Origin of the sequence: Nostoc sphaeroides, from assembly GCF_003443655.1 — a bacterium.
In the GTDB taxonomy this organism is placed as follows: Bacteria; Cyanobacteriota; Cyanobacteriia; order Cyanobacteriales; family Nostocaceae; genus Nostoc; species Nostoc sphaeroides.
On sequence record NZ_CP031941.1, the window covers coordinates 4,749,705 to 4,766,968 of the forward strand.

The window sequence follows — 17,264 nt, forward strand, 5'->3', positions numbered from 1 at the left end:
CTCCCTGCTCCTGTTCGGCTACGCTCAGTACAAGTCACGGCAAGCCTGCTCCCTTGCCCTAAAAGTAATGGTATATTTTTTGATTTGGAAATCTCTTAGTAGCCAATACGGTTCGGTTAAGGTTTTTTGATGAAAATTCTAAATCACAAAGACGCGATAAATCGCCGTCTCTACAATAATTAATCCTTTGTAGAGACGGCGATTTATCGCGTCTTTTGGCTTAACCGAACCGTATTGTCTTAGTAGCTATGGTGGAACTGGAGAATGCTGAAAGGGTTTGATGAGCCATCAAGTCACACTAATCGGTGTGAGGAGAAAACAAGTGGCATTTGAAATTGTGGTCATTGGTACTTCTTTGGGTGGGTTATCAGCCTTAAAAATTCTCTTGGGTAATTTACCAGCAGATTTTCTAGTGCCGATCGCAATCGTGCAACACCGTCACAAGGAGTCTAACAACACACTCCAGGAGTTATTACAAGAATATACTTCATTGCCGATTCGAGAAGTGGAAGACAAAGACGAAATACTACCAGGACATATCTACATAGCTCCAGCAGATTATCACTTATTGGTTGAACCAGGTCACTTTGCTCTTTCGACTGATGAGCCTGTTTCTTATGCCAGACCATCTATCGATGTGCTATTTGAGTCAGCAGCCGATGTCTACAGTGAGCAAGTTATTGGTGTAATATTGACAGGAGCAAACCAAGATGGTATGCAAGGTCTGAAGAAAATAAAAGCGCGGGGAGGACTTACTATCGTACAAGAACCTACCACAGCTGAGAGTGATGTTATGCCAGAAGCAGCAATTTCTGCTGTTGCAGTAGACTGGATTTTAACACTTTCAAACATTGCTTCCCAAATGGTTAAGCTTTGTCATTAATTACGGAAAAAAAAACCCATGCAGATGGAACCCAAAGTAAACATCCTCCTAGTGGATGATAAACTAGAAAATTTGCTAGCACTAGAAGCAATCCTAGAAAAACTGGGAGAGAATCTGGTAAGAGCTACTTCTGGGGAAGAAGCTTTGAGGTGTCTGCTACATCAAGACTTTGCAGTAATTTTGTTAGATGTGCAAATGCCAGGGATGGATGGCTTTGAAACTGCAACCTTGATTCGCAATCGGGGGCGATCGCGTCACACTCCAATTATCTTTCTGACTGCCTTTAGCACCAGCGACCAAATGCTATTTAAAGGCTATGCCTTAGGTGCAGTTGATTATTTGCTCAAACCATTAGACCCTAATATTTTGACTTCTAAAGTCACAGTATTCGTAGAACTATTTAAGAAAACAGAAGCCGTCAAGCAACAAGCAGCGCAACTGGTAGCTGTCAATGCCGAACTCAGGCAAAGTGAAGAACGATTGCGATCGCTGAGTACCTGTTCACCCGTTGGCATTTTTGAAATTGATACCGAAGGAGGATGTAGATATACTAATCCTCGCTATCAAATAATTTGTGGCTTGAAAGCGGCAGAGAGTTTACAAAAAAAATGGCTAGAATCTGTTCATCCAGAAGATAGAGAACGAGCAGTTGCCACTTGGTCTAACTACATTCGTGAAGGTCGTGATTACTCAGAAGAGTTTCGTTTTCAAACCGCTCATGGCATCGTCCGTTGGGTTCAAGTTCGCTCATCACCTATGCTTTCCGGTCAAGGAGAATTGCTAGGATATGTAGGCACTCTCGAAGATATTACTGAACGCAAACAAGCAGAAGAAGTCCGCGCTCAAGTGATTCGAGAACAGACGGCAAGAGCCGAAGCAGAAGCAGCAAATCGCATGAAAGATGAGTTTCTCGCTGTTCTTTCTCACGAACTCCGCACACCGCTAACCTCAATGCTGGGCTGGTCAAAAATCCTTCGCTCTAAGAAACTTGACGAAAAAGCCACTTCCCGCGCCCTAGAGGCCATTGAACGCAACGCAATATCTCAGATGCAACTAATTGAGGATATCTTAGATGTATCCCGGATTATCCGTGGTCAGTTGCGGTTAAATGTATCTGCGGTGAATCTGCTCACGGTAACGGAGGCAGCCTTAGAGGCAGTGCGTCCCCTAGCAGAACCAAAAGAGATTAAGTTAAATACTGTTTTGGATACTTCAGTCGGGTCAGTTTATGGCGATCCAGCCCGTTTACAGCAAGTTGTCTGGAACCTACTAACTAATGCCATTAAGTTTACCCCTAAGGGTGGCAGAGTAGATGTGAATCTGTCAGTAGTCTGTGGTGAAGAACAAGAAATAACTCACAAATACGCCCAAATTCAAGTTATCGATACAGGGATTGGCATCAGTTCCGAGTTTTTGCCCAAAGTATTTGAGCGTTTCCGGCAAGCAGACAGCACCACAACGCGATCGCACAATGGACTAGGATTAGGACTAGCGATCGTCCGTCATCTAGTAGAACTGCACAAGGGTACAATAGTTGCCCAAAGTCTAGGCACTGGACAAGGAGCAACCTTTACTGTGAGATTACCACTGCTACAAGACAATAGGGCTAGCAGAGTCAGTAGAGAAGCCACAGGAGAAATTTCTTCCCCTGTGGCATTGACCCCCCTTGCTGGATTAAGAGTTTTAGTTGTAGATGATGAAGCAGATACCCGTAACTTTCTCAGTTTTATGTTTGAAGAATATGGGGCGTTTGCCACTGCGGTAGCATCAGTTGATGAAGCGTTGGCAGTACTTGAACAAGCAAAACCAGATATTTTGATTAGTGACATCGGCATGTCAGAGCAAGATGGTTATACGCTGATTCGGAAACTGCGCTCTTTAGAACCAGAGAAAGGCGGACGTATCCCAGCGATCGCTTTAACAGCATATACGCGCGAGGAAGACCGCCTAGAAGCCCTAAGAGCAGGGTTTCAGCAGCATTTATCTAAGCCAATAGACCCCACTAAATTGATTGCTATGGTTGCCAATGTATTAAAGCTACCTGTGGAAGTTCCAGTGGGTTGATTTTGAACTGGGGGGTGGGGGAGATGAGGGAGATGAGGGAGATGAGGGAGCAGGGGGAGCAGGGGGAGCAGGGGGAGCAGGGGAAGAATAACTATTAATTATTGACCAATGCCCAATGCCCCATACTTCGACTTCGCTCAGTACAAGTGCCCAATGCCCAATTTCAAATCAAGACGAAGTTAAGGCATGTTTTTTCAATTCGTCTAGGGAAACCATTTCCAAAGCTCTAGCATGGGTTGCAGAGAGGATGACGGGTGGAGCAACGCCAGCATCGAGAGCTTCTTGCCAGCGAGAAGCACACAAACACCAGCGATCGCCAGGCTTCAGTCCAGGAAAATTAAAATCAGGAACAGGTGTGCTTAGATCGTTCCCGTGGGATTTAGTGAACTCCAGGAATTCTGATGTCACTTCGGCGCATACGACATGCGATCCGAAATCCTGACCACCTGTGCGACAAAAACCGTCGCGGTAAAACCCAGTCATCGGTGAAGTGCAGCAGGCTTCTAGGTTTCCACCGATTACGTTTTTAGCTTCTGTCATTGTTAATTAGTTGTACTTGATTTTTTGGCTTCCATATAAGCCTATATTGACATTCTCTACTTGAATCAAAATCACTATCTCTTATTAATTTGGAAAAGTAGCGAATTTTAGAATCACTACTCATACCAAATTTCAACTTTACAGTTATTCAGAATGGTGCAATATCTCAGTAGAATTTCTGATAAAAACCCCTGGTAGTTAGCCAGGGGTAATGCAAGTCAGTACTTTTCGCATGGAATGTATCCTACTTAAATACCATAGCAACCGTCTAATTTAGAGATATGCCATTTTGCCAAGCAAAAAAGCCCCCAGTGGTAAGCCGAGGGTTAATTTTTTTGGAATAGCGGTAATCTACAAAGCTATTATTCCCAGTCCAATACGCAATAGAACCAAAATAGAATAGGAATTTCGACAGCTATATATATAGGGCTGACAATTCAGGTCATCTGGAAAACCTCACTTCTATTTCTGTCATCCTTTAAGGAGAGAGACTTTGAATTTTCTCCCTTAGAGCGACGAGTTGGGGGTTAGGGGGTTAGGTTTTTGGTAGACTTTTCCACATAACGTGAAAAGTCAGATATATAGCGGTTCTCAATTGCATAGAATACAGACCATTTGTAGGGGCACAGCATTGCTATGCCCTATTGTGTATTGCTTCCATTCGAGAACCGCTATATATGTTGTGATGTCATACAAAAGAGAGCTTTGGCGTATCTTAACCTCATTGCTTACCTTTAAATAACTAAAACTGATAGAACTCATCAGCTTTACTGAAGTAATAAAACTTGATTAAATTTTGTAAAGCATTGTAAAGTAGTTTCACAGGCAAAGGCAAACGAGCCTGATTTATAAATAACTAACCGCACTTATAAAACCATGACAGCAACCTTACAACAGCGCTCAAGCGCCAACGTATGGGATCGATTCTGTGAATGGATCACCAGCACCAACAACCGGATTTACATCGGTTGGTTCGGCGTAGTAATGATCCCCACCCTCTTAGCCGCTACCGCTTGCTTCGTAATCGCCTTCATCGCCGCACCTCCAGTAGACATCGATGGCATCCGTGAACCTGTTGCAGGTTCCTTAATCTACGGAAACAACATCATCTCCGGTGCAGTAGTACCTTCCTCCAACGCCATCGGCTTGCACTTCTACCCAATTTGGGAAGCAGCATCCCTTGATGAGTGGCTCTACAACGGTGGCCCTTACCAATTGGTAATATTCCACTTCTTGATCGGCGTATTCTGCTACTTAGGTCGTGAATGGGAACTATCCTACCGCTTAGGTATGCGTCCTTGGATTGCGATCGCATATTCTGCTCCAGTCGCAGCAGCAAGTGCAGTATTCTTGGTATACCCCATCGGACAAGGATCATTCTCTGATGGTATGCCCTTAGGTATTTCTGGAACCTTCAACTTCATGATTGTGTTCCAAGCAGAACACAACATCTTGATGCACCCCTTCCACCAATTAGGTGTAGCAGGTGTATTCGGCGGAAGCTTGTTCTCTGCGATGCACGGTTCATTGGTTACATCTTCTTTGGTTCGTGAAACCACTGAAACCGAATCTCAAAACTACGGTTACAAATTCGGTCAAGAAGAAGAAACCTACAACATCGTTGCAGCCCACGGCTACTTCGGTCGTCTAATCTTCCAATACGCTTCATTCAACAACAGCCGTTCACTGCACTTCTTCTTAGCAGCATGGCCTGTAATCGGAATCTGGTTCACCGCCTTGGGTGTAAGCACAATGGCGTTCAACTTGAACGGTTTCAACTTCAACCAATCCATCATTGATTCAAGCGGTCGCGTCATCAGCACTTGGGCTGATGTAATCAACCGGGCTAACCTGGGTATGGAAGTAATGCACGAGCGTAACGCTCACAACTTCCCCTTAGATTTAGCTGCTGGTGATGTTGCTCCTGTAGCTCTTACTGCTCCTGCTATCAACGGTTAAATACTAAAGTTTAGCTAAAATTAAAAAGCGCTCTCCCAAAAAGGAGGGCGCTTTTTGTTTTTGTGGGTTTTGTTAAGTCAAAAAGTATATAAAGTTTTATAATCAATCCAATTCTGAGGTAGATGGCAAGTCTCTGCAAGCATCCCAACAATTACAGACTGACAAACAAACTTATGGTTCAGAGTATATTCATCTTTATGTTGATGATATAGAAGGTGAGTGGCTAGAAAATTGGGATTGGGAAGATGATTTAACAGATTATATTGATGCCTTTAATCATCATTGTCAGAATAGAAATTATCAATTTGCTATTGATACTTTGAATGCTTGCGATGAAAAACTGAAACATCTAGAAAATTATCAAAAACGTGTAGACCTTTACAGACAGCTAGTAGAAGTTTTGGAGATAAAAAGTATAAATATATCAACAATGGAACAAGAAATATTGCTCAAAGCAAAAGAACGTCTTGCTTTAGCGAAGTCTTTAATTGAGCAAGTCAATCAACAAAATAAAGATGCTAAAGAAAAAATATGATGAATATTATAGAACCAGAAGGGAATCGTATAGGATATATAAAAAAACTACTTGACAAAATACACAACGGTGTCATTAGGAAAACTTGGAAATTTGAATGCTGTGTTTATGAAGATGATACTCATACTTCTTATAGTAAAGAAGGGAAGGCAAATAGTGGCGAATTTGTAGTAAAATTAGGTATCTGGGATGATGTTTTTGGCGGTGGTTATTATTTAAAGATAGAAAATGGATTTGAAGAAAAAGAGAAAGTTGATGAACGTACAGAGTCGCTAACATTTTCTGTTGATGAATATAAATTAATAAAGGAGTATTTAAAAAAGCTTGATGCAGCAAAATGGCAAACTAAGTCAGTTGATTTAGATGCTTTACCTGAATAAATTAAATTTGACATATCTTAATATTATAAATTTTGGCTACCCTTTTGCACATTAACTTTTTCAATAAGTCTAGGTAGAATACATAATCCTCACCTTTTTCCTCAAAATCATGGGCAATATTTTTGGTCATCTATTTCGCATTAGTACGTTTGGCGAGTCTCACGGCGGCGGTGTGGGGGTTGTGATTGATGGTTGTCCTCCCCAACTAGAAATTTCGGCAGAAGAAATTCAAGTAGAACTAGATAGAAGGCGTCCCGGACAAAGTAAAATTACGACGCCTCGCAAAGAAGCGGATACCTGCGAGATTTTATCAGGGGTATTTGAAGGCAAAACTCTGGGAACGCCCATAACAATTTTGGTGCGGAACAAAGACACTCGTCCCCAAGACTACGACGAGATGGCTGAGAAGTATCGGCCTTCTCACGCGGATGCAACTTATGATGCAAAATATGGCATTCGCAATTGGCAAGGTGGGGGTAGATCCTCAGCGCGTGAGACAATCGGAAGAGTCGCAGCAGGTGCGATCGCTAAAAAAATTCTTCGTCAAGTCGCCAATGTCGAAGTTATTGCTTACGTTAAGCGCATCAAAGACTTGGAAGGTGTAGTTGATCCAAATACTGTCACCTTAGAACAAGTGGAAAGCAATATCGTTCGCTGTCCCGATTTGGAATGTGGCGATCGCATGATTGAATTAATTGAGCAAATAGGTAGACTTGGTGATTCTATCGGCGGTGTAGTAGAATGTGTGGCGCGAAATGTGCCGAAAGGTTTGGGCGAACCAGTATTTGATAAATTGGAAGCTGATATCGCTAAGGGTGTGATGTCTCTTCCTGCTAGCAAAGGCTTTGAAATTGGTTCCGGTTTTGGGGGAACCCTGTTAACGGGAATTGAGCATAACGACGAATTTTATATCGATCAAAATGGTGAAATCCGCACACTAACAAACCGTTCTGGTGGTATTCAAGGGGGGATTTCCAACGGAGAAAATATCATTTTGCGAGTTGCATTTAAGCCGACAGCAACAATTAGAAAAGAGCAGAAAACTGTAACTCGTGAAGGCGAAGAAACGCTATTAGCAGCCAAAGGACGCCACGATCCTTGTGTATTACCGCGTGCAGTTCCAATGGTTGAGGCAATGGTGGCATTGGTGCTGTGTGACCATTTGTTACGGCATCATGGGCAGTGTAAGCTTTTGTAGACACTACACATCTACAAAAAATATTTAATATCTTGTTCAAGTTATCCCGACAGCACCGTAACGCTCTTTTATTACTCCGAAAAAAATAAAATATTCGTAGGTTGGGTTGAACATTCGTGAAACCCCAACAAAATCAGAGATTTTTGGTGTTGGGTTTCGTTCCTCAACCCAATCTACGGAGAAGGAATTGTTAAAATTGCGTCTTGTACACGTAGGATAAGCGTATTCATTTCTTACATCGTAAGCAACACGGTGGGTTCAGTTGCCCAATGCCCTATTCCTAATTCTTAATTCCAATCCTGTTCTTCCTTTTTCCCGCGACTTTTATAAATTCCCCCTAAATCGTGAATTTGACGAGTTTTCTCAAAAAGCTCGGCTTCGGTCAAACCCCACTGCTGCAAGACTTTATCTAGGTCTTTTTGGATATCTCTTGCCCCTGGAAACCCTTGATAACGCATTCGCAGTCTAGCTAATTCTGCTAAGTTATAGTCTGTCGCCTCTTGAGAGAGTAAAATATCAATAAGGGGGCGATCGCGGTTATAAAGAGGATGTTGTTGGTCTTTACCTGCGGGTGCATCAGTCATCATAAATCCTGAGTGTCGTTAGCGGATAGCTATGGTTGAGGCAGTCCTGAGTCCTGAGTTTTAAGTTTAGCCGAGAGCAGGGAAGCAGAAAAGGCAAAAGCAAATCTTCTTCTGCACTGACAAGCTAATTGTCAAATTCACCACTCCTTACCTACTCCTAACTCCTAACTCTTGTACAGACGCGATTCATCGCGTCTCTCCTAACTCTTCTTAGACGGCTACTACACCTGAGGTCTTACGGCTCTCACCACTGCCAGTTAACTTTAAATAAAGTTACATTAGTTCTTAAGAAAATACAAAAAACTTTAGATGAGGGTGAATTTATCTCACCCAAAGTCCAAGCAGCGAGGGAGCAAGAACCCATTATGTTTGAACACTTCACTTCCGAAGCCATTAGAGTAATTATGTTAGCTCAGGAGGAAGCCCGTCGCCTGGGACACAACTTTGTAGGAACAGAACAAATTCTCCTGGGTTTGATGGGAGAAGGAACTGGGGTTGCTGCTAAAGTGCTGGCCGAATTAGGCGTTACCCTCAAAGATGCACGTCGCGAGGTAGAAAAAATTATTGGTAGGGGTTCTGGCTTTGTACCACCAGAAATTCCTTTTACTCCTAAGGTGAAAAGCCTCTTCGAGCAATCGTTTAAAGAAGCTCATAGTCTGGGACAGAATTACATTAATACTGAACACTTACTCTTGGGATTGACCGAGGCTGGTGAAGGTGTCGCCGCCAAAGTACTGCAAAATCTAGGGGTTGACTTCAAGAGTGTCCGCAGTGCCATCGTTCGCCGTTTGGGTGACAATGCGCCAGCTATAGCTGGTGGTGGTAGTCAAAAGCGCACCCAACCATTAACGATGGAAGAATTTGGTCGGAATCTGACCAAATTAGCCCAAGAAGGCAGACTCGACCCCGTAGTTGGTCGTGAGAAAGAAATTGAGCGGGCGATCCAAATTCTCGGTCGCCGCACCAAGAATAACCCAGTGTTGATTGGAGAACCAGGAGTTGGTAAAACTGCGATCGCAGAAGGTCTAGCTCAACGGATTATCAACCAGGATGTTCCCGAAACCTTACAAGGTAAGCAAGTCATCAGCCTCGATATGGGGTCATTAGTGGCTGGAACTCGCTTCCGTGGCGATTTTGAAGAACGCATCAAAAAAGTTGTGGAAGAAGTTCGCACTGTCGGCAATATCATTCTGGTAATTGACGAAATTCACACCTTGGTTGGCGCTGGTGGTACAGAAGGTGGTTTGGATGCAGCCAACATCCTCAAACCTGCCTTAGCACGGGGTGAACTCCAGTGCATCGGCGCAACTACCCTTGATGAGTATCGGAAGCATATCGAGCGCGATGCCGCCCTAGAGCGTCGTTTCCAACCAATCATGGTTGGCGAACCCTCAGTAGAGGAAACCGTACAAATTCTTTACGGCTTGCGCGGCGCTTACGAACAGCATCACAAAGTCACAATTTTGGATTCAGCACTTGTAGCAGCAGCAGAATTATCAGACCGCTACATTAGCGATCGCTTCTTGCCAGATAAGGCAATAGACTTGATTGATGAAGCTGGTTCTCGCGTTCGTCTGCGGAACTCTCAAAGTTCTCCCAATAAAGAACTTAAGCGTGAACTCGCCGGCGTTACCAAAGAAAAAGAAGCAGCAGTCAGAGTCCAAGATTTTGACAAAGCTGTAACCCTGCGCGACCAAGAATTAAAACTCGCAGAACAACTGCAAGCAACATTTACACAAAACGATCAACCTGTCAACTCGACTGTAGTTGATGAAGAAGACATCGCCCAAATCGTTGCCTCTTGGACTGGCGTACCAGTCAACAAGCTGACTGAATCTGAATCAGAGTTGCTTCTGCACCTAGAAGACACTCTGCATCAACGGCTCATCGGTCAAGAGCAAGCAGTCTCGGCTGTATCTCGCGGTATCCGTCGCGCCCGTGTCGGCTTGAAGAATCCCAATCGTCCCATTGCTAGCTTTATCTTCTCTGGGCCTACCGGAGTCGGTAAAACAGAATTGGCAAAGGCATTAGCTGCCTACTTCTTCGGTGCCGAAGACTCCATGATTCGCCTAGATATGTCCGAATACATGGAAAGCCACACCGTTTCCAAGCTAATTGGTTCGCCTCCTGGTTATGTTGGATACGACGAAGGTGGACAACTTACAGAAGCCGTGCGGCGTAAACCATACTCAGTGCTGCTATTCGATGAAATCGAAAAAGCACACCCCGATGTATTCAATATGCTGCTGCAAATCTTGGATGACGGTCATCTTACCGATGCCAAAGGTCGGAAAGTTGACTTCAAGAACACGCTGATCATTTTGACTTCCAACATCGGTTCCAAGGTGATTGAAAAAGGTGGTAGTGGTTTAGGCTTTGACTTCGATACTCAAGCCGACGCTAGTTATAACCGCATCCGCACCTTGGTAAATGAGGAATTGAAAGCTTACTTCCGTCCAGAGTTCCTGAACCGTCTCGATGAAATTATCGTCTTCACCCAGCTTTCTAGGGATGAAGTGAAGCAAATCGCTGAGATTATGCTTCGTGAAGTTTCTAAGCGCTTGACAGAAAAGGGAATTATCTTAGAAGTTAGCGATCGCTTCAAAGAGCTTGTAGTCCAAGAAGGCTATAATCCCAGCTACGGTGCTAGGCCATTACGTCGGGCAATTATGCGCCTTTTAGAAGATTCTCTCGCCGAAGCAATGCTGTCTGGTCAAATTACAGATGGAGATACAGCGTTTATCGATGTTGATGATGACTCTCAGGTGAGAGTACAAAAATCAGAAAAACGAGAATTGCTCTTGGCAAATGTTGGCTAATTTTATACCCGATCACCTTTTGTTGTAATATTTGAGAAATACTCTAGCCTCTGATGTAAGTAGAGGCATAAGCAGGGGCATCTCCGACAAACATCAAGTGAAATGGTATTATATCTTTCACCCCTAGTAGAAATACTAGGGGCTTTTTTTGTCCAGACTTTTCACGGTATATGGAAAACGTCAGTCGCTTCGCTCCAAGTCAAGAGTCAAAAGTCAAAACAATTCAAAATTCAAAATTATTAATTCAAAATTGCAATCAGTGGGGGCTTGAAACCCACCACTGATTGTAGACCACTGATTTTAAAAATCAGTGGGGGCTTGTACCCAGAATTAATTAATTCAAAATTATTCTTATTCTTCCTAACAGAATTTTGAATTTTGAATTTTGAATTCAAAAAACGGTCAAAATAAGGTACACAATGTAAAGAACTCTTGCATAAATATTTTGTGGTATGATTAAGGGTTATTTTAATTTCAGATATTGGCAATTAAAATAGTCAGAATTTATCAATTTCTTCGATTAAGTATTATCTAGCGATAAGCCTACGGCATGGCTTCGCTTACCGCTAACTAAATAAAATGGCAAAAAACATCATTTCAGTAATTAATCAATGACTGAAATTATTTAATCTATTTGATTTTTTACTCCGATTTATAGGGCTAATTCGTAATTATAAAGTCCGGCAATCAAATTCGACCTTAAACCAAAACGTCGGTGACGATTTCGATATCTATCAGACAAAATTTTAAATATCTTTAAACGACGATTTACGTGTTCAACAGTGATTCTTAATCGATTGAGTTCTCGATTGTATTTCTTCTGTTATTTTGTCAACTTCTTATTTTTGGCTTTTTTAATCGGGGTTTCACCGCCAGTCGCTCATGGGGGAAACCCCCAAGACCGCGCTGGCTCACTTAATTGATGAATTTTATTAATTCCTTGATAGCCTTTGTCAGCTATAACCCAATACGGTTCAGTTAAGGATTTTTGGTACTAATTTTAGACCTGTAGAGACGCGAAATTTCGCGTCTTTACCAAGGTTTTTGGGCTTAACTGAACTGTATTGAGCTATAACCTTGAGTAATTCTCCAAATCTTACACCACTGGTTTTAAATAGCCTAAAATCATGAATTCTCCCCAAACCATGCGCTAAAAAGATGATTTTACTACTTTTTTGATGGATAATTACTTGCGTTTTTAACGTATGTTCTCCTTGTTTACCGCTAAAAAATCTTTTTTGCCCAATATGAGGTTTTTCAATTGGACTCTCCGTGACATCCATTACAACTACATCTTCTTCAGAGGACATTTTCCATAATTTTTTTACCTGCAAAAATACGCCTTTATTAAATACCTACCCTTGAAAGGGAATGGAAGTGGGGTTCTAAGGAATCGCGTAAATTATTTATTTTTTGTATTCCCTAAAGCTAGATGCTGCAAATGATGTTGCTGCCATATCATGACAGTGAAAGCAAACCTATTGGAAATCGAAAGAAATGCGTTTTCAATTTTGGGGGCTACGTCACGCCCTAATTTTAGTAGGTAGTACCTGTCTTCTACTTTTGTCCACTCCTGCCTTTGCTGCTGAAAGAGTGGTACTAAACTATGGTATCTTCCGTGAATCACTTTCAGTGGAGGAACTATCCACCTTTGCCCAAACAGGTGAACTTTCACGTTCACTACGAATTAATTTCGCTTTGGCGCGACAAGACCCTAAAGCCATTCGTCAGTATTTAACGGAGCAGGTGAAGGTAAACGTTGTATTTTTAGATCGAGTACTGAATAGCCGAATTGGTAATATTATTTTGGATCAAATGAGTCAAGTTATTTATACACCGTCTCGGAGAGCAGACAGGCAGGCTTTGCGGGCTGCTTTAGTACTTTCTGCGAGTCAAGACGGGCAGGTATCGCTGATTGAAATTATCGAAAACTATCCCACCAATGAAGTGGAAGTTGATGGCAAACGCTTGGAGAGTGCATACCGTCAACTCCGTCGCTTGCAAACAAGCGTACAAGATTTACTTAATTTTTAGTAAGCTAAAGTTTCTAAAGTTTCTCTTAAATACCGTTGTACCTGCTGTTCCAAGCGAATTCCGTGTAATTGAGCATCGCGTTCTAGTTGCCAGCGTTGAAAACCCGAACTAGTGGATATCGCACATTTGAGACTATACCAAATTTCAGTATCAGCAGAAAATTGGCGATCGCTAGAAGCTGCAATTTGAGCCATAGTTCCTCATTCCTTTATTTTAACTTTAACGGTCATTAGTCATTAGTCATTAGTCAGCAGTTAGGAATTATTATTCTTCCCTGCTTCCTCTGCTCCTCTGCTACTTATTTATAGCCCTTTAAAGTTAAATAATATACTTTACGGGCTGCTATGAATCTGTATTAATCTTAAACAAAGATTCCAACAATCGGGGCACGATTTGATTAACCCGTACTCCTAAAATTGTGAAATCCTGCTTAATCTTTTCTAAAGATAATGGCTCTATGCCAGCGAATTCTGTGTCATTAGTCACTAAAACTCGCATTACACTCACAGGTATTTGTAAAAATAGATTGCTGCCCAAAAACGCTAACCCCGCAAACACTAGTGCAACGCTGCGCCATTGTGGGAGAAATTTAGCTGAATTTGCTACTAATGGGGCAATTTGGTAAAGCTGCCACAGCACCCAAACCGACAAGACTGCTGCCACTAATGCCAGGATACGATTTAACTTTGTATTAATTAAACAGAGAATTTTTCGCTGCCGCTCAGTCAGATTTTCTGGCTTTAAGGCTATTCCTAAAAGAGCAAATATATAAAAAGGGCGACGCAACTGCATCCATAGCAGGGGGAGAATACCAATGGCAGCAACTAAAAATAGCTCCATCCAGACTGGTAAAAACGGCTCGCCTACAGACAAAAATAATAAGCAGAGGACTAAAAAAACAGGCAACGTCGCCAATCCAGCGACGTGAATCCACAAAATAGGTTCAGAGCGAAATGAATGCATAATAAAAAGTTATGAGTTAAGAGTTAGGAGTTAGGAGTTAAAGGCTGCTAATTCCTAACTCCTAATTTATTTCTCCTAACTTCTAACCATTTTACCCTCAACACTACCTTGTTAAGGTGAGAGTGCGGCGTTTCGTAACCATCTGATAGGCTTCGATGATGTCACCTTCAACCCAATCATTGAATTTATCCATGCCGACACCGCATTCATAACCGGCGTTGACCTCACGGCTATCTTCTTTCATCCGTTTTAGGGAGTCAAGGACACCTTCAAAGATCACCTTACCGCCGCGTCGCACTCTGACTTTGCAGTTGCGAACTAGCTTGCCAGATTGAACGTAGCAACCGGCAACCGCACCACGACCCACTGGGAAGACGGCCCGGACTTCGGTTTGACCCAAGGGTTCTTCCACCAACTCTGGTTCCAAAAGACCTTCTAAGGCATCTTGGATATCTTCTAGGAGTTTGTAGATTACGTTGTATTCCCGGACATCCACACCCGCTTCATCGGCGGCTTGTCTGGCGCCACTAGCGAAGGTGGTGTTGAAGCCAATAATTACAGCGTTACTGGCAGCTGCTAAGTCGATATCTGTCTCGGTGATTTCCCCAGCAGTAGCCAAGAGCATCCGAATTTGGACTTCGTTTTGCGGGATTTGCTTGAGCGCTCCCACAATGGCTTCTACCGAACCTTGTACGTCTCCCTTCAAGATCAAGTTGAGTTCTTTTAACTCGCCTTCTTGTGCTTGAGCCGAGAGGGTTGTAAGGGTAACACGACCTTGTAACAGGCGGGATAGGCGTTGTCTATCGGCGCGATCGCTAGCAAGCGCTCTGGCTTCTTTCTCGTTATGGAAGACCTCGAACTCGTCGCCTGCTGCTGGCACATCACTTAAACCTAGTACCTCGACGGCAAAGGAAGGAGAAGCAATGTCTACTCTCTTGCCTCTGTCATCTACCATCGCCCGGACTTTACCGAAGGCCGAGCCAGCTACCAAGATATCTCCCACATGCAGGGTACCATTCTGAATTAGCAGGGTAGCAACTGCTCCCTTGGCTTTATCCAGATGTGCTTCAATTACAGTTCCTTTGGCGGTACGATCTGGGTTGGCAGATAGTTCTCCAACCTCTGCTACTAAGAGAATCATTTCTAAGAGCGTATCCAGGTTTTCACCTCTGATGGCGCTCACGGGAACCATGATTGTCTCACCACCCCAGTCTTCTGCGGTTAGACCATACTGGGTGAGTTCTTGTTTCACCCGCTCTGGCTGTGCCCCTTCTTTGTCAATTTTGTTGATTGCAACAACAATTGGCACTCCCGCAGCTTGGGCGTGGCTAATGGCTTCAATGGTTTGAGGACGGACACCATCATCAGCAGCCACTACCAATACGGCAATATCTGTTACCCTAGCTCCTCTGGCCCGCATAGCTGTAAAGGCTTCGTGACCAGGGGTATCCAGGAAGACTATCTGCTGTGGTTTGCCCTCATGCTCCACATCCACATGGTATGCACCAATGTGTTGAGTGATACCACCAGCTTCGCCAGCAGCCACTTTGGTTTTGCGGATTGAATCGAGCAGGGTTGTTTTACCGTGGTCTACGTGACCCATAATTGTCACCACTGGCGGACGGCGGAGGAGATATTCTAGGTCTTCTGCGCCGACCATTTCTGTAATTTTCCGAGCTTCTGCTTCTCGCTCGACGGTTTCGACTTCTATTTCTAGTTCTTTTCCTACCAGGGTAATTGTGGGAATATCCAGATTTTGGGTGATACTCACCGCCATGCCTTTGAGGAACAGGATTTTCACAATCTCTGTATCGGGAACGGCTAAAACGTCAGACAGTTCTTGCACAGTCAACGGGCCTGTGATCACCACTTTTGCTGGACGATCGCGCTTGGTGTCAGCTTCTTGTTGCTGGCGACGGTTATTGTGATGGTCACGGCTAGAACCAGACTTAGAACCAGGTTTTCTACTGCCTCTAGCAGTTGGGGCGCTAGCAAGGCTTGCACCTGGCATTTGCACAGGTCGAGTCGCTTTGGGTTTGGGAGGACGGGCAATGGAAAGGCTGACTTGGACGGTGGCTGGTGAGTCGATATCGTCATCATCTAGCAAATCTTCTTCAAACTCATCATCCAATATCGGCTTGATCCGCTTGCCTTTAACGCCAGCTTTAGCCTTCTCTTTAACTTCGTCAATTATTTCCTCTTCTACCCACTTTTTGCCGCCTTTGGTGGGGCGAGGTGGAGTTGGGCGTTTTAAATCAAGCAGATCGGGTGCGACGACTGGCTCATCACCTAATCCTTGAGATTTGCCCGCCATTCCTGACATCTGCCTGGGTGGAGTAGCGATCGGCATTGCGGCTGCTACTGCTTCACCTGGGCGGGCTGGCCTGGGTCGTTGCCCCTCTCCTAGTTGTGATGGTGCAGATGGTCTACTGCTCCTCTGCTCTGGTCTGGTGGGTGCAGGGGTAGGACGACTTGTTCTTTGTGGTGCTACTGGTGGAGACTGGTCAGTTGGCAGTTTAGCAACTCTGGGCTTAATTTGTTCGCGATCGCCTTCGACGGGTCGTTGCCGTTGGTCGCGTTTGAGGATCGGTTTATATGCCGGAGATACTTGCTCATCTGCCACCGGGGCTTCTTCTGCCGCAGGTCTTGGCGGTGGGGCAGCTAATTGCGGTTTAATTGGTTTTTCCGCTTTCGGTCTGGGTGGAACTATTTTTTCCGGTTTTTGGGATGCTATTTTTTCCGGTGCCTGATTTGGATTAGGCGTTTGTTCCAAGTCTGTGACAGGAGGTTGCTCTTGAGTCTCAGATTGAGTCCGGGGCACAGGTCGAGTTGGTGCTGCCGGCTTCATGGGTGAGACTGGTGTAGCGAAAGGCCGTGGTGGAGAGGGAGGATTAGCTTCAGACAAGGCAGCTTGGGTATTGGTAGCAACTGACGCCTCTGGGGCGTTGGGGGTAGTATTTCTCAATATTTTGGGTTTGCGTATTTCCAAAATTTGCTGTTTGTGGGGTGCAGCAGGTCGGGCAGATCCGCCGTTTGGTGGTGAGTTTGGTTTCTGGCTGGTTGTACGTAGTTCCTTTTTGGCAAGGACATTCGTCGCTGCGAGTTTTTCCGCAGCCGTGCGGATGCTTTCTGCCTCGGATTCTGAAATCGTGCTGCTATGACTTTTGACCGCAATATCGAGCTGGTCGCAAATTGCTAGTAGCTCTTTGTTATCCAAATTCAATTCCTTTGATAATTCATAGATTCTAACTTTGCCGTTGTTCATCTACTCTTCCCCTTTAATTTACAGTTTTAGCGGATGGTTG

Annotated in this window: 13 protein-coding genes and 1 pseudogene; 8 read left to right on the plus strand and 6 right to left on the minus strand. The window is 43.9% G+C overall.

Features of this window, described 5'->3' with window-relative positions:
* The first annotated feature begins 322 nt into the window (after nt 1–322).
* Entirely contained in the window at nt 323–883 is a 561-nt protein-coding gene (locus D1367_RS21145) for a chemotaxis protein CheB (RefSeq protein WP_118171606.1), read from the plus strand.
* 18 nt (nt 884–901) lie between these two features.
* Nucleotides 902–2,947: a hybrid sensor histidine kinase/response regulator gene (locus D1367_RS21150; protein ID WP_118168112.1), complete on the plus strand. Its 2,046-nt coding sequence runs from the start codon at nt 902–904 to the stop codon at nt 2,945–2,947.
* Nucleotides 2,948–3,115: 168 nt separating this feature from the next.
* On the opposite strand, the gene D1367_RS21155 is transcribed toward D1367_RS21150, so the two are convergent.
* Nucleotides 3,116–3,487: a DUF2237 family protein gene (locus D1367_RS21155; protein ID WP_118168113.1), complete on the minus strand. Its 372-nt coding sequence runs from the start codon at nt 3,485–3,487 to the stop codon at nt 3,116–3,118.
* 876 nt (nt 3,488–4,363) lie between these two features.
* Here D1367_RS21155 and psbA point away from each other — a divergent pair.
* The 4 genes from psbA to aroC all read left to right on the plus strand — a co-directional run bounded on the left by psbA (nt 4,364) and on the right by aroC (nt 7,559).
* The gene (psbA, locus tag D1367_RS21160) at nt 4,364–5,446 is read left to right on the plus strand and encodes a photosystem II q(b) protein (protein ID WP_118167236.1); all 1,083 of its coding nucleotides are present in this window, start codon (nt 4,364–4,366) and stop codon (nt 5,444–5,446) included.
* A 319-nt stretch (nt 5,447–5,765) separates the two neighbouring features.
* The gene (locus tag D1367_RS32335) at nt 5,766–5,981 is read left to right on the plus strand and encodes a hypothetical protein (protein WP_228674786.1); all 216 of its coding nucleotides are present in this window, start codon (nt 5,766–5,768) and stop codon (nt 5,979–5,981) included.
* A complete protein-coding gene (locus D1367_RS32340; RefSeq protein ID WP_228674785.1) occupies nt 5,978–6,361 on the plus strand; it encodes a hypothetical protein in 384 nt (127 codons plus the stop codon). The genes D1367_RS32335 and D1367_RS32340 overlap by 4 nt, the downstream gene beginning before the upstream one ends.
* 109 nt (nt 6,362–6,470) lie before the next feature.
* Entirely contained in the window at nt 6,471–7,559 is a 1,089-nt protein-coding gene (gene aroC, locus D1367_RS21170) for a chorismate synthase (RefSeq protein WP_118168114.1), read from the plus strand.
* A 287-nt stretch (nt 7,560–7,846) separates the two neighbouring features.
* Here the strand turns inward: aroC and D1367_RS21175 are convergent, their stop codons facing one another.
* Nucleotides 7,847–8,143, minus strand: coding sequence for a DUF3288 family protein (locus D1367_RS21175; protein ID WP_118168115.1), 297 nt, complete (start codon nt 8,141–8,143; stop codon nt 7,847–7,849).
* Nucleotides 8,144–8,508: 365 nt separating this feature from the next.
* On the opposite strand from D1367_RS21175, the gene D1367_RS21180 reads away from it, so the two are divergent.
* On the plus strand, nt 8,509–10,962 hold the full coding sequence (locus D1367_RS21180; RefSeq protein ID WP_118168116.1) for an ATP-dependent Clp protease ATP-binding subunit: 2,454 nt from the start codon (nt 8,509–8,511) through the stop codon (nt 10,960–10,962).
* Nucleotides 10,963–11,614: 652 nt separating this feature from the next.
* Here D1367_RS21180 and D1367_RS33370 read toward each other — a convergent pair.
* Nucleotides 11,615–12,287, minus strand: a pseudogene (locus D1367_RS33370) (transposase family protein); the annotation flags it as partial.
* Between the two features lie 172 nt (nt 12,288–12,459).
* Here D1367_RS33370 and D1367_RS21200 point away from each other — a divergent pair.
* A complete protein-coding gene (locus tag D1367_RS21200) occupies nt 12,460–12,996 on the plus strand; it encodes an alpha/beta hydrolase (RefSeq protein WP_118168118.1) in 537 nt (178 codons plus the stop codon).
* On the opposite strand, the gene D1367_RS21205 is transcribed toward D1367_RS21200, so the two are convergent.
* The 3 genes from D1367_RS21205 to infB form a co-directional block, all read right to left on the minus strand.
* A complete protein-coding gene (locus tag D1367_RS21205; protein ID WP_118168119.1) occupies nt 12,993–13,190 on the minus strand; it encodes a hypothetical protein in 198 nt (65 codons plus the stop codon). The two genes, D1367_RS21200 and D1367_RS21205, sit on opposite strands and share 4 nt — an antisense overlap.
* Before the next feature lie 148 nt (nt 13,191–13,338).
* Nucleotides 13,339–13,959 carry a low-complexity tail membrane protein gene (locus tag D1367_RS21210; RefSeq protein WP_118168120.1) on the minus strand — a complete coding sequence of 207 codons (621 nt, stop codon included), beginning with the start codon at nt 13,957–13,959 and terminating at the stop codon, nt 13,339–13,341.
* A 103-nt stretch (nt 13,960–14,062) separates the two neighbouring features.
* The gene (gene infB / locus D1367_RS21215) at nt 14,063–17,224 is read right to left on the minus strand and encodes a translation initiation factor IF-2 (protein WP_118168121.1); all 3,162 of its coding nucleotides are present in this window, start codon (nt 17,222–17,224) and stop codon (nt 14,063–14,065) included.
* Nucleotides 17,225–17,264 lie beyond the last annotated feature (40 nt).